Origin of the sequence: Streptomyces sp. NPDC047061, from assembly GCF_040643955.1 — a bacterium.
GTDB lineage: Bacteria > Actinomycetota > Actinomycetes > Streptomycetales > Streptomycetaceae > Streptomyces.
The window spans coordinates 57,102-70,077 of sequence record NZ_JBEYVI010000032.1; the positions used below are offsets into that span (position 1 = coordinate 57,102).

A 12,976-nucleotide genomic window follows, 5' to 3' on the forward strand; every position below is an offset into this window, starting at 1 on the left:
GCCTGAGGGAGGCGATGCAAAGGTGAAATCACCGGTCATGGGTTCCGACGTCGTCCACGACATCATCGGAATCGGTTTCGGCCCGTCAAATCTCGCTCTGTCCATAGCGGTTGAGGAGCACAACGCGGGTCTCGCGGCGGACAGCCGTCTCAACGCCCTGTTCCTGGAACGGCAGCCGCGGTTCGGCTGGCACCGGGGCATGCTGATCGACGACGCCACGATGCAGGTCTCCTTCCTCAAGGACCTCGTCACCCTGCGCAACCCGACCAGCGACTACAGCTTCCTCTGCTTCCTGCGCGAACAGGGCAGACTGATCGACTTCCTGAACCAGAAGACCCTCTTCCCGCTGCGGATGGAGTTCCACGAGTACTTCGAGTGGGCGGCGGCGCGGGTCGCCCACCAGGTGTCGTACGGCAGCGAGGTGGTCGCCGTGGACCCGGTGCGCGACGACGACGGCCGGGTGACGTTCTTCGACGTCACCTGCCGTGACACGGCCCGCCCGGGGACCACCGTGACCCACCGCACGCGCAACATCAGCGTGGCGATGGGCCTTGAGCCGCATGTGCCGCCGGGGCTGGAGCTCGCCGAACGGGTCTGGCACAACAGCGAGTTGATCCCGCGGGCCGAACAACTGGCCGCGACGGGTGCGCCGGTGCGGCGGGCCGTCGTGCTCGGTGCCGGGCAGAGCGCCGCCGAGACGGTGGACTACCTGCACCGCACGTTCCCGGACGCCGAGGTCTGCTCGGTCTTCGCCAAGTACGGCTACACGCCCGCGGACGACAGCCCGTTCGCCAACCGGATCTTCGATCCGGAGGCGGTGGACGTCTACTTCTCCGCGCCGTCCGCGGTCAAGCAGTCCCTGCTGGACTACCACCGCTCCACCAACTACTCGGTCGTCGACATGGACCTGATCGAGTCGCTGTACGCCACCACCTACCGGGAGAAGGTGGCGGGCCGGGAGCGGCTGCGCTTCCTCAACGTCTCCCGCGTCCGCGAGGTCGCGCCCGGCACACCGGGCGCGGACGGCACGGACGGCGGTCTCGACATCACCGTCGAGTTCCTGCCCACCGGCGAACAGCAGACGCTCCCCGCCGACGTCCTGGTGCTCGCCACCGGCTACCGGCCCCGGGACCTGACCGCGCTCATGGGCGACGCGGCCAAGCTGTGCCTCAAGGACGACGGCGACGAGATCCGGGTCGGCCGGGACCACCGCGTCGAGACGGTCCCGGAGGTCGCGGCCGGCATCTACCTCCAGGGCGGGACCGAGCACACCCACGGGCTCACCAGCACCCTGCTGTCGACCGTGGCGGTCCGGGCGCAGGAGATCCACGGATCCCTGCTGGCCGACCGGGCGACGGCGGCCTGACCCGCCGCGCCCCCGCACTCCCGTGGCCCGGACGGTACGGTCCCGTCCGGGCCACGGGGTCCGCCCAAGTCCCTCGAAGGCGGGCGGTGTCAGTACGGTCCGTGGGTCCAGCGGCCGGCCGTCATCGTGGCGTGCACCGGCATCGCGCGCAGGGTGTCCGGGTCCGCCGCCGACGGGTCCGCGTCCACGACCACCAGGTCGGCCGGGTCCCCGACCCTGATGAGCCGGCGCCCGCGGGCCGCCGCGGCCAGTGCGTCCCGTACCGGCAGGCGCTGTTCCGGGTGCCAGGCGGGGCGGCCGTCGTCGGTGCGGGCGACGGCCGACGCGATCGCGAGCCAGGGGTCGAGCGGCGAGACGGGGGCGTCCGAGCCGAACTCCAGCCGCGCCCCGGCGGCCAGCAGGTCGGCGTACGCGAAGGCGCGGCCGGTGCGTCCCGCCCAGTACCGGTCCGCCACGTCACGGTCGTCCGTCGCGTGCCGCGGCTGCACCCCTGCCGTGACGCCCAACTCCGCGAAACGCGGCAGGTCTTCGGGGCTCAGCAGCTGCGCGTGCTCGATCCGGCCGCGGCAGCGCACCGCCTCGAAGGCGTCCAGGGCCACGGTGTTGGCCCGGTCGCCGATGGCGTGCACCGCCGGCTCGATGCCGTGGGCGGCGGCCCGGCGCATGATCCGTACCAGCTCGTGCGGTCCCGTCTGCTCGATGCCGTGCGAGCCGTCCGTGCCCTCAAGACCCGGGTAGGGGTCGCGGCACAGCGCGGTACGGGTGTTGAGCGAGCCGTCGGTGAAGAGCTTGAGCGGGCCGACCCGCACCAGGCCGTCGGACGCGCCGATCGCGGAGCCGGTGCGCAGCCCGCGTGCCACGGCCGCGTCCAGGTGGCTCGGGTAGGCGGCGGCGGACACCCGTACGGCCGGCGGGAACCGTGCCGAGCGCCGCTCCCAGGCGCCCACGGTGTCGCCGTACTGGAAGTCGACGACCCCGGTGACCCCGCGGGCGGCGGCGGCCCGGCAGGCGTCGGCGACCCAGCCGTCCAGTGTCCCGTCCGGCACCTCGGGCAGGGCCGAGAGGACCTCGTGCCCCTCCGCCTCCCGGATCAGTCCGGTCGGGTGGTCGCCGCGGCCGGCCAGGGCCAGGCAGGCGGAGTTCAGCCACACGGCGTGCAGATCGGCGCTGACCAGGGCGACCGGCCGGTCCGGCAGGGCCGCGTCGAGGAGCCGCTTGTCCGGGGCGTCGGGCCAGAGCCCGTCCCGGAAGCCGTATCCGAAGAGCACCGTCCCCGCGGCGGGCGCGGTACCGCCGTGGGCGCGCACCCGGTCGGCGACCTCCTGCGCGGAGGCGGTCCCGGAGAGGTCGAGCCGGCGGCGCGCGCTCGCCCACTCGGCGAGGTGGACATGGGCGTCCCAGAGCCCCGGCAGGAGGACCCGGCCTTCCAGATCGAGGACCTGCTCCCCCGCGGCCGGTCCGGCGGGCTCCGCGACCCCCTGTTCCGGGACGACGTGGGTGACCCTGCCGTCCGCCACCCGCACGGCGACCGGCGGTCCGCCCGCCCCCAGCCGTACCCGGGCGAGCGTCACCGGCTCCGGCCGGCGCGGGATGGTGGCGAAGTCCGTCATCGAGCCTCCTTCTGTGGCGGCACACCCGCCCGGAGCCGTGCCGCCTCGGACAGGGCCGTCGACCGGGACCGTCAAACTTAGGGTCACCTTACCCAATCCCGGCCCCGTGGTCCCCGACCCACCCGCGGAGCCGGGGACGGTGGTCCGCTGATCGGAACGGCGCATGACGCACGGCGTCCGCCCTTCCACTCTGGTCGTCCAGGCAGGAGCGAAGGGCCTGGGCGCCACCGGCCGCCCGTCCGGCGGCCGCGCCACGGGGAACGGGGAACGGCCCACGGCCCGCAACGGCCGGCGGGCGCGCACGAGCCGCTCCGCGAGAGCGTGCACCGCGCCCTGCCCGCCGCGCACTTGACCGACACCACGAAAGGAGGCGGCGCGAGGTGTCCACATGCCGTGGAATCGACCTGTCCGTCTATCAGGGGGCCCAGGACTGGAAGGCCCGTGCGGCGGAGGGTGTGGTCTTCGCCTTCGCCAAGGCCAGCGAGGGCGAACACACCCACGACCAGCGCTTCGCCCTGCACGTCAAGGGCATCATCGAGGCCGGGCTGGTGCCCGGCGCCTACCACTTCGGCTGGCCCAACCAGGATGTCGCCGCCGAGGCCGCCAACTACGTCGCCGCCGTACGGCCCTACGCCCGCCCGGGGTTCGTGCACTGGCTCGATCTGGAACGCAGGGCCGACGGCGCCAACTACGCGGGGACGACGGCGGGCGGGATCCGGGCGTACGCCACCGCGTGGATCGCCAAGGTGCAGGCGGCGTTCCCCGGCCAGCGGGTCGGCGTCTACACCTCGGCGAGCGATCTGGCCGCCGGCCACGCGCCCGCCACCGTCCCGCTCTGGTACCCCGCCTACCCCTGGTCCGGAGCCGCGACCTACGCGCAGGCCGAGGCGCACCCGAAGCCCGGCCCGTCCGGCAGATCACCGCTGTTCTGGCAGTTCACCTCGACTCCCCTCGACCGATCCATCTGCTACCTGAGCGAGTCCGCGCTGCGCGCGTGGGCCGCCGGAACGGAGACAGACATGGCGCTCACCACGGACGACATCGACAAGGTCGCGGCCGCGGTCGTCGCGAAGCTGGTCGCGGGCGGCGGTGTGCTGGAGACACAGGACATCAGCAACGTCGCGTCGGCCACCGCGAAGGCGGTCCTGACCATGGACGGGGTGATCGCGGCCCCCTCCGACGCGCCGGACGCGAAGACCAACCAGTACTGGGCTCTCCAGTCCTACGTGAAGGACACCAACGCCCGCCTGCGGCTGATGCAGGCGACGGAGGCGGCACAGAGCGCGGCCGTCGCCCAACTCACCACCGCCTTCGCGGCGTTCGACAAGTCGATCGACGTCGCCGCGCTGGTCGCCTCGGTCACCGCGGCGATCGAGGACGCCGTGCGCAAGGTCGTCATCCACCTCGACCCCGCTTCCTGACGTCCGGGACAGGCCTCCTCATGAACCTCTTCACCAGCTTCATGCGCACCGTCGTGCCGATCGTGGCCGGACTGGTGCTGACCCTCCTGGTCCACCTCGGCGTCCGGTTCGATTCGGCGTCCGTGGCGAGCGTGGTCACGACCGTCCTCACCGGGGCCTACTACACGGTCTTCCGGCTCCTCGAGAACCTCGCCGTGAAGATCCGCTCCCGGCCGCTCGCGACCGTCGCCGGCGTCTTCCTCGGCTGGGCGACCCCGCCCGACTACCCGACGGCGGAGCACCCGACACCCGCCCCCGCCAGTCCCTGACGGCCGACGACACAGGCCCGCGGCGCAGCTCCGCCGCGGGCCCTCCCGGGGACATCGCCGATCCTCCGGCCGTTCACCGTCGCACTTGCCAACGCGCCGGGAGTTTCGCTCTGTCCAACTTGGGACGGATAGTCGAAGATGTTCGTCATCTCCGGGGGAGATGGGTCGCCGTCGCTCCGGCGGTGCCTGGCGTGACTCCCGTCCGCAGCCGTGATGGCATACCGGCATGGAGTTGCGGGAGTTGCGCGCGTTCGTGGCGGTGGCGGAGGAGGGCGGCCTGTCGGCCGCCGCCCGGCGGCTGCACGTGAGTCAGCCCGCGCTGTCCCAGACGATCAGCGGACTGGAGCGGCAGCTGGGGGTGAAGCTGCTGGTCCGCGGAAGCGGCGGGGTGACGGCCACCGAGGCCGGGACCGCACTGCTGGGCGAGGCACGGGCGGTGCTGGCCCGGCACGACCAGGCGGTGCGGCTGATGGCCGGGTACGCGGGCCCTGGCGGCGGGGCGCTGCGCCTCGGGATCCCCCTGGAACTGCCGCCCGGCCTGCTGGATCCGGCGCTCGCCGAACTCGCCGAGGCGCATCCGGAGACCCGGGTGCAGGCCCGGCACCTGTCCACGGCGGAGCAGCTGACCGCGCTGCGCGCCGGTGAGCTGGACGTCGGCTTTCTGCGGGAGCGACCGTCCGGGCCGGAGTTCGACGCGCTGCTCGTCGTACGGGAGAGGCTCGGTGTGCTGGTCGCCGCCGAGCAGGCCGCCGAACTCGCCGGGCCCGACGGCATCCCGCTCGACGCGCTCGCGGCCCTGCGGTGGGTCGGGTTCCCGCGCGCCGGCAGCCCCGCCTGGTACGACGAGCTGACCGCGGTCCTGCGCGGCCACGGCCTCGATCTCGGCCCCGAGGCCCCCGAGGGGCAGACGCTGATCGCCGACGTGAAGCTGGCCGCGGTCGCGTCCGGGCAGGCCTTCGCGCTGGCCCCGCCGGGCTGGCAGCAGCCGCTGCCCGGCCATGTGACGTGGTCGCCGCTGGTCGGGCAGCCGCTGGTGCGGCGCACCTGGGTGGTGTGGCCGGCCGACTCGCGCCGCCGGGACCTGGGCCGGTTCATCGCCGCGCTGGACCGGCCGGTGCGGGAGTAGCAGCGGGCGGCGCCCGCACCGGTACCCGTGTGCCGGACGGCCGCACCCGTGTGTCAGACGGCCGTACGGCCGCCGTCGACCGGCAGGATCGCGCCCTGTACGAAGCTCGCCGCGTCGCTCACCAGGTAGGCGATCGCCTCGGCGATCTCGCGCGCCTCGGCGGGCCGGCCGGCGGGTGCCTGTGCGGCCAGGGCGTCCAGGTCGTCACCCATGACGGCCGTACCCTCGGTGCGGGTCGGGCCGGGCTCCACGGCGTTCACCCGCACCCCCTGCGGGCCGAACTCGGCGGCCCACGACTTGGTCAGCAGGTTGACCGCCGCCTTGCTGGACGCGTACAGCGCCATCCCCGCGACGCCGTACTCGGCGACCATGGTGCTGATGTTGACGATGGCGCCCTTCCCACGCTCGGCCATGGCCGGGGCGAGCTCCCCCACCAGGTAGAACGGCGCCTTCACGTTCAGGTCGTAGACGGCGTCCACCTGGTCGGCGGGCGTCTGCGCGGTCGGTCCGAACGGGAAGACGCCGGCGTTGTTGACGAGGATGTCGACATGGCCGCCGCCCAGTGCGACGGCCTCGCGGGCCAGGTGCCGTACCGAGTCGGCGTCCCGCAGGTCGGCCGCCAGGAAGTCCGCCTTGCCGCCGTGCTCCCGGACGGCGGCGACCACCTGTCCGCCGCGGTCCGCGTCCCGTCCCGCGACCAGTACATGCGCCCCCCGCTCGGCGAGCAGCGTCGCGGTCGCGGCGCCGATACCGCTGGTCGCGCCGGTCAGCAGGGCCACGCGTCCGGTCAGATCAGCAGAACTCATGAGGTGTCCTTAAAGTGTGGAAAGTGGGGCGAATCCATCGTCCCGCCGCCTCCTCCACGAGGCGACGGGAGTCCACAGCGGCCGCAGCGCCTCCGCGATTCCGTTCTCCCCATCGGCGGATCCGATGGCCGCCATAAGCGCGCGGCCAGAGGCGACGCTTATGGCGGCCATTCACCGGGCGCATGGCCCTGCCGCGATCAACTGCACACGTCCCGCGGTTACCTGACCAGGACGGCTCGGGGCCCCGCGGCCCGGAACAGTTCGCAACAGTTCGGACCGGCACCGATCGCCATGTGAGGCAGCAATGAGCGAACCGAACGCAGAACGGAACGCAGGACCGCACACAGCGCCGGGCGTGACCGGCGAGAACGGCACCTACGACGTGATCGTCCTGGGTGCGGGTCCGGTCGGGCAGAACGTCGCCGACCGGGCCCGGGCCGCCGGGCTCTCCGTGGCCGTCGTGGAGCGGGAGCTCGTCGGCGGCGAGTGCTCCTACTGGGCCTGCGTCCCCAGCAAGGCACTGCTGCGGCCGGTCCTCGTGGTCGCCGACGCCCGCCGCGTGGACGGCGCCCGGCAGGCCGTCACCGGACGTCTCGACGACGCCGCCGTCTTCGCCCGCCGCAACCGGTACGTCACCGACTGGGACGACAGCGGTCAGACGCTGTGGGTCAAGTCCATCGGCGCCGACCTCTTCCGCGGCCACGGCAGGCTCGACGGGCCGCGCCGGGTCACCGTCACCCGGGACGACGGCGCCCGGCAGACCCTCGTCGCCCGGCACGCGGTGGCACTCGCCACCGGCAGCCGGCCGGCGCTGCCCGACGTCCCGGGTATCGAGGAGGCCCGACCCTGGACCAACCGGCACGCCACCGACTCCAGCACGGTGCCCGGCCGGCTCGTCGTAATCGGCGGCGGCGGGGTCGGCGTGGAGATGGCGACGCTGTGGCAGGGGCTCGGGTCACAGGTCACCCTGCTCGCCCGGCGGCGCCTGCTCCCCCGCATGGAGGCCTTCGCCGGGGAACTGGTCACCCAGGGGCTGACCGAGGCCGGCGCGGACGTGCGGATCGGCGTGCAGGTGACCGCGCTGCGCCGCCCGGACCCGGACGGGCCGGTGACGCTCACCCTCGACGACGGGAGCGAACTGGAGGCGGACGAGGTCCTGTTCGCCACCGGACGCACCCCCGGCACCGACGACATCGGCCTGGAGACCGTGGGCCTGACCCCCGGGTCCTGGCTGGACGTGGACACGACCTGCCTGGTCGACGGGGTCGAGGGGGCGTGGCTGTACGGCCTCGGCGACGTCAACCACCGCGCACTCCTCACCCACCAGGGCAAGTACCAGGCGCGGACCGCCGGTGACGCCATCGGCGCCCGTGCCGCCGGGCGGCCGCTGGACGACGGGGACTGGGGCGACCACGCCACGACCGCCGACCGGCACGCCGTTCCCCAGGTCTTCTTCACCGACCCGGAGGCGGGGGCGGTGGGCCTGACCGCCGGGCAGGCGGCCGCCGCCGGGCACCGCGTCGAGACGGTCGACCTCGACCTCAACGCCGCCCAGGGCGCCAACCTCTACGCCGACGGCTACACCGGCCACGCCCGGCTGGTCGTCGACGTCGACCGGGACGTGCTGCTCGGGGTGACCATGGTCGGGTCCGGGGTCAGCGAACTGCTGCACGCGGCCACCGTGGCGGTCGTCGGCGAGGTCCCGCTGAAACGCCTCCGGCACGCCGTCGCGCCGTTCCCCACGGTCAGCGAGATCTGGGTGTTCCTCGTGGCCGCGTACCGGCGGCAGCGGGAGCAGGCGGACGCGGGCTGACGCCCTGCCGACCCGCGCGCTGACACCCTGCGGACCCGCGCCGGGCAGGATCCCGCAGGCCCCCGACGGCACAGACGGCGACGCGCCGCGGCTATCCGGAGCCGACCACCGCCCGGACGGCGGTGCCGACCTGCTCGGCGACCTTCTCCGGGCTGGACGTGTTGAGCTTGCCGTCGAGGTGCAGGAACGCCAGCCCGTGCACCAGGGCCCACACCGCGGTGGGCAGTCCGTCCGGGTTCCCGCCGGGAAAGGCCTTCCGGACGAGGGTGTCGACGTACGCGGAGAGCACGGCGGCCGCCTCGACCCGCTCGGCGCTGCCGGGGTCGCAGGGCTCCGCGAACATCGCCCGGAACAGGGCCGGGTGGTCGAGGGCGAACCGGACGTAGGCCACGGCGACGTCGACCAGGTCGTCGGGGGTCGAGGGCGCGGGATGGGCGGCCGCGAGACTCGTGGCGAGTTCGCGGTAGCCCTCCGCGGCGACGGCGGAGACCAGTGCGTCGCGGTCCGCGTAGTGGCGGTAGGGGGCCGTGGGCGAGACCCCCGCCCGCCGTGCCACCGCCCGCAGCGACAGCGCCCCGCTGCCGTCCTCCTCCAGCAACTCCCGGGCGGCGCGCAGGCAGGCGGCCCGGAGATCGCCGTGATGGTACGAGTCGCTCGGTGGTGGCATGGGGTCACCCTCAGGGATATGTACGCTGCTGACATTACCGGCCCGATGTGAATGCCGTACACATGAGGGGCGCCGCCCATATTTTACGGCCGCGCCGAGATCCCCCCCGGCTGCCGAGCCCCCCGCTCCCCCTCCCGCCCCCTCCCCCGCTCACGGCTACGGGGGTGCTGCCTCACACCGCCAGCGCACAGACCACCGACGGGACGGCGGCCGTGGCGACCGGCTCGCCGAGGGCGCCCGAGTCCAGGACCGGCAGTGCGGCCAGGGTGCCGCTGTGCTGGTTGGCGACGAGGAGGTGGCCCGGGACCGCGGTCAGACCGCGCGGCCAGGTGCCGCCGCACCGCGTCTCGCCGAGCGGCACCAGGGTGGTGCCGTCGGTCCGGAAGGCGGCCACGGTGTCGGCGCCCCGGTTGGTGACCCAGACGGACCGGCCGGAGACGACGATCCCGCCGGGCTGGTTGGGCACCCCGGCGGCCGTGACGGCCGTGGCGGGCACCCGGGACAGCTCGGCGAGGGTGCCGGTCTCCGGGTCGTAGCGATGGCAGGTCACCGTCGAGGAGAGCTCGTCGGCGCTGAACACCAGGTCGCCCGCGGGCGCGAACGCAAGGTGCCGGGGCCCGGAGCCGGGCCGCAGCCTGTTCACCGCCGTGCGGTGCAGGGTGCCCCGGACCGGGTCCAGGCGGTAGGTGAACACCGCGTCGGCACCGAGGTCGGTGGCGAGGAGGAACCGGCCCGCCGGGTCGACGAGGACCTGGTGGGCATGGCTGCCCTCCTGCCGCCCCGCGACCGGCCCGGAGCCCCGGTGCTCGGCCACGTCGACGCGGCCGGCGATCCGGCCGGCCGCGTCCAGCCGGTGCACGGCGACCGTGCCGGGCAGGGTGTCGGTGCCGTAGTTCGCGGTCAGCAGCCAGTCGCCGCCGGGGTGGACGGCGAGGTGGCAGGGGTTGGCGCCACCGCTGCCGACGGGTGCGCCGAGGGCGGTGATCCCGGCGGCGCCGACGGCGAAGGCGGAGACGGCGCCCTCGGTGGACTCATGGGTGGTGTAGACCACGGGGAGGTCCGGGTGGGCGGCCAGGAAGGAGGCACCGCTCGCGGGGACCGGCGGAGCCTCGGTGGTCAGCACCGGACCGGCCAGGCGCAGCGGGGTGAGACCGACGCCTTCACCGCCGGTGTCGGGGGTGTAAGAGCCGGCGAGAACTGTGGGCATGGGGTTCCTCGGGTCGGTCGGCGACGCGGTACACCGCTCAGCGCAGCACGTCGTCATGGTGGTCGAGCAGGGCGAGTTCGGTGCGCCGGGGCAGGCCCTCCCAGTCCCCGGCGGTGGTGACGGCGAACGCGCCGAGCCGGGCGGCGGTGCGCAGCCGGCGCTCCGGCTCCTCACCGGCCAGCAGTTCGGCGAGGTAGCCGGCGACGAAGGCGTCCCCGGCGCCCACGGAGTCGTGCACGCGCACGGGCAGCGCGGGCTGCCGGTAGGGCACCCCGTCGAGGAGCGCGTACGCCCCCTCGGCTCCGAGTTTCACCACGGCGCCGCCCGGCCCCAGCTCGCAGAGCCCCTTGGCGAGCTCCTCGGGCTCGCGCAGGTCGGGCACCACGAGCCGGGCCTCGTGCGGCCCCGCGAACACCAGGTCGCTGTCGCGCAGCAGCGGCAGTACGGCCCGCCGGGCGTCCTCCTCGCTCCACAGCAGGGAGCGGAAGTTGATGTCGAAGGAGACGAGGACACCGGCGTCCCGGGCGATCCGCACCGCACGCCGGACCGCGCTCGCGGGGGCGTCGCCGAGGGCCGGGGTGATCCCGGTGAGGTGCAGGACCGCGGCGCCGGCGACGACCTGTTCGGGGATGTCCTGGGGCGCGAGCCGGACCCCGGCGGTGGCGGTGCGGTAGTAGCGCATGCGGTGGTGGGTGCCGGTGCGCCGCTCCTTGAGGAGCAGGGAGGTCGGCGCGGGGTCGCGGACGGCCAGCGCGGTGACGCCCTCGGCACGCAGCTCGCGCAGCACGAGTTCACCGAGCTGGTCCTCGCTGACCCGGCCGATCCAGGTGGCCCGCCCGCCGAGCCTGCTCACCCCGACGGCGACGTTGGACTCGGCCCCGGCGATCCCGAGGCGCAGCTCGGTGCCCATGGCGAGCGGACCGGGCTCGGCGGCGGACAGGACGGCGAGGGTCTCGCCGACGGTGACGAGGTAGGGCTGGGGCGACGCCTCCGGGGCGGGCTGGGGTGACGCCTCCGGGGCCCGTGCGTCGTTCGCGGAACCGTTCACAGGCCGCCCTTCCCGGCCCGCGTCGCGGACCTGACCGTCTCCAGCAGGGCGCGCGCTCTCCCGGTGAGCGCGTCGAGGGCGGCCGGGTCGCCGGGGGTGCGGTCCGCTCCGCGCAGCAGCGGGTTGCCGATGCCCACGGCACGGGCCCCGGCGGCCAGGTAGCCGGCGGCCTCGTCGAGGCCCACGCCGCCGACCGCGACAAGCGGGATCTCCGGGAGCGGGGCGCGGAGTTGCCGCAGGTGCGCGGGGCCGCCCGTGGAGGCCGGGAAGAGCTTGACGGCGGCGGCGCCGGCCCGCCAGGCGGTGGCCACCTCGGTGGGCGTCCAGGCACCGGGATAGAAGGGGACTCCGAGGTCGGCGGAGGCGCGGACGACGTCGGGTTCGACGTTGGGGGCGACCAGGAACTGCGCGCCCGCGGCCACCGCGTCCCGCAGGTCGGCCCGGGTCAGGACGGTACCGGCGCCGACCGCGACGTCGCCGCCCAGCTCCGCCCGGATCCGGGTGATCGCGTCCAGGGCGCCCGCGGTGGTGAGGGTGACCTCCAGGCAGGTGACCCCGCCGGCGGCGAGCGCGCGGGCCACGGCGGGCAGTCCGGTGGCGTCGGCGGAGCGGAGGATGGCCATCGCGCGGGTGTCGGCCAGCTGGGGCGTGAGGGCGGGGCGCGGGATCGTCACTTGACCGCCCCCGCGGACATGCCGGCCACGACCTGGCGCTGGAAGAAGACGAAGATGACCAGCAACGGCAGCACCCCGAGCAGGGCGGCCGGGAACAGGGTGGTCGGCTGCACGGTGTGCGGGTCGATGAAGGAGTAGGCGTTCACCATGACGGTGCGCTTGCCCGGGTCCTGGAGGAACACCAGCGGCACCAGCAGGTCGTTCCAGATCTGCAGGGCGACGAAGGTCAGCAGGGTACTGGTGACCGGCCGCAGCAGCGGCAGCACCACGACGAAGAAGGTGCGGAAGGCGCCGCAGCCGTCGAGTGCGGCGGCCTCCTCCAGGTCGACCGGGATCGAGCGGATGAAGCTGGTGTAGAAGAACACGGCCAGCGGCAGGTTGATCGCGGTGTAGATGAAGACGACGCCCGCGTAGGTGTCGAGCAGGTTCATGTCCCGCATCAGCAGGTACAGCGGCGCCACCACCACGAAGACGGGGATGGAGGTGCCGAGGATGAACAGCCGGTACACCGCCGTCGACCAGCCCGCGGTGATCCGGGCCAGCGGATACCCGGCCAGCGAGCCCAGCACGGTGATGCACACGCACGACAGCCCGGTGATGAGCAGGGTGTTGAGGGTGCTCGGCCCGTAGTGGATCTGGCGGAAGGCGTCGCTGAAGTTCTTCAGGGTGAAGGTGTGCGGGATGCCCAGCGGGGCGCGGGCGACGTCGGCGGCGGTGCGCAGCGAGGTGACGACCGTGAAGAGGAACGGCAGCACGAAGAGCACGGTGCCCACCCACAGCAGGGCGGTGCCGAGGCCGCTGCCCGGTCGGCCGGTGCGGCGCGGGGTCCGGGGACTGACGGCACGCGCGGTGGCGGGGAGTCGGGAGGTCTCAGAGGTCATGGTGGCGATCCGTCCGGTTCGATCAGGTGCGGTACGACGTGACAGGCGC

At 74.1% G+C, this 12,976-nt stretch carries 12 protein-coding genes; 5 read left to right on the forward strand and 7 right to left on the reverse strand.

The features are described from left to right. The first annotated feature begins 22 nt into the window (after positions 1 to 22). Positions 23 to 1,366 (forward strand): lysine N(6)-hydroxylase/L-ornithine N(5)-oxygenase family protein, encoded by a 1,344-nt coding sequence (locus ABZ887_RS35405; protein ID WP_361298771.1) that lies wholly within the window; start codon positions 23 to 25, stop codon positions 1,364 to 1,366. 89 nt (positions 1,367 to 1,455) lie between these two features. On the opposite strand, the gene ABZ887_RS35410 is transcribed toward ABZ887_RS35405, so the two are convergent. Beyond that, positions 1,456 to 2,976 (reverse strand): amidohydrolase, encoded by a 1,521-nt coding sequence (locus tag ABZ887_RS35410; RefSeq protein ID WP_361298774.1) that lies wholly within the window; start codon positions 2,974 to 2,976, stop codon positions 1,456 to 1,458. 380 nt (positions 2,977 to 3,356) lie between these two features. Between ABZ887_RS35410 and ABZ887_RS35415 the strand changes: the two genes are divergently transcribed. From ABZ887_RS35415 to ABZ887_RS35425, 3 genes are all read left to right on the forward strand, one after another. Then, on the forward strand, positions 3,357 to 4,397 hold the full coding sequence (locus tag ABZ887_RS35415; RefSeq protein ID WP_361298777.1) for a glycoside hydrolase family 25 protein: 1,041 nt from the start codon (positions 3,357 to 3,359) through the stop codon (positions 4,395 to 4,397). Positions 4,398 to 4,417: 20 nt separating this feature from the next. Next, positions 4,418 to 4,705, forward strand: coding sequence for a hypothetical protein (locus tag ABZ887_RS35420; RefSeq protein ID WP_361298780.1), 288 nt, complete (start codon positions 4,418 to 4,420; stop codon positions 4,703 to 4,705). Positions 4,706 to 4,931: 226 nt separating this feature from the next. Beyond that, a complete protein-coding gene (locus ABZ887_RS35425) occupies positions 4,932 to 5,831 on the forward strand; it encodes a LysR substrate-binding domain-containing protein (protein WP_361298783.1) in 900 nt (299 codons plus the stop codon). Between the two features lie 53 nt (positions 5,832 to 5,884). Here the strand turns inward: ABZ887_RS35425 and ABZ887_RS35430 are convergent, their stop codons facing one another. Then, positions 5,885 to 6,637 (reverse strand): SDR family oxidoreductase, encoded by a 753-nt coding sequence (locus ABZ887_RS35430; RefSeq protein WP_361298786.1) that lies wholly within the window; start codon positions 6,635 to 6,637, stop codon positions 5,885 to 5,887. Between the two features lie 355 nt (positions 6,638 to 6,992). Between ABZ887_RS35430 and ABZ887_RS35435 the strand changes: the two genes are divergently transcribed. Further along, entirely contained in the window at positions 6,993 to 8,450 is a 1,458-nt protein-coding gene (locus ABZ887_RS35435) for an NAD(P)/FAD-dependent oxidoreductase (protein ID WP_361298789.1), read from the forward strand. 91 nt (positions 8,451 to 8,541) lie between these two features. Here the strand turns inward: ABZ887_RS35435 and ABZ887_RS35440 are convergent, their stop codons facing one another. From ABZ887_RS35440 to ABZ887_RS35460, 5 genes are all read right to left on the reverse strand, one after another. Continuing rightward, positions 8,542 to 9,117: a TetR/AcrR family transcriptional regulator gene (locus ABZ887_RS35440; RefSeq protein WP_361298792.1), complete on the reverse strand. Its 576-nt coding sequence runs from the start codon at positions 9,115 to 9,117 to the stop codon at positions 8,542 to 8,544. Positions 9,118 to 9,289: 172 nt separating this feature from the next. After that, a complete protein-coding gene (locus tag ABZ887_RS35445; RefSeq protein WP_361298795.1) occupies positions 9,290 to 10,324 on the reverse strand; it encodes a lactonase family protein in 1,035 nt (344 codons plus the stop codon). Positions 10,325 to 10,361: 37 nt separating this feature from the next. Then, positions 10,362 to 11,372, reverse strand: a complete 1,011-nt coding sequence (locus tag ABZ887_RS35450; RefSeq protein WP_361298798.1) for a sugar kinase — start codon at positions 11,370 to 11,372, stop codon at positions 10,362 to 10,364. Then, complete coding sequence (locus ABZ887_RS35455) at positions 11,369 to 12,046, reverse strand: bifunctional 4-hydroxy-2-oxoglutarate aldolase/2-dehydro-3-deoxy-phosphogluconate aldolase (protein ID WP_361298801.1); 678 nt, start codon at positions 12,044 to 12,046, stop codon at positions 11,369 to 11,371. The genes ABZ887_RS35450 and ABZ887_RS35455 overlap by 4 nt, the downstream gene beginning before the upstream one ends. After that, positions 12,043 to 12,927 carry a carbohydrate ABC transporter permease gene (locus ABZ887_RS35460; RefSeq protein WP_361298804.1) on the reverse strand — a complete coding sequence of 295 codons (885 nt, stop codon included), beginning with the start codon at positions 12,925 to 12,927 and terminating at the stop codon, positions 12,043 to 12,045. The genes ABZ887_RS35455 and ABZ887_RS35460 overlap by 4 nt, the downstream gene beginning before the upstream one ends. Positions 12,928 to 12,976: the final 49 nt, after the last annotated feature.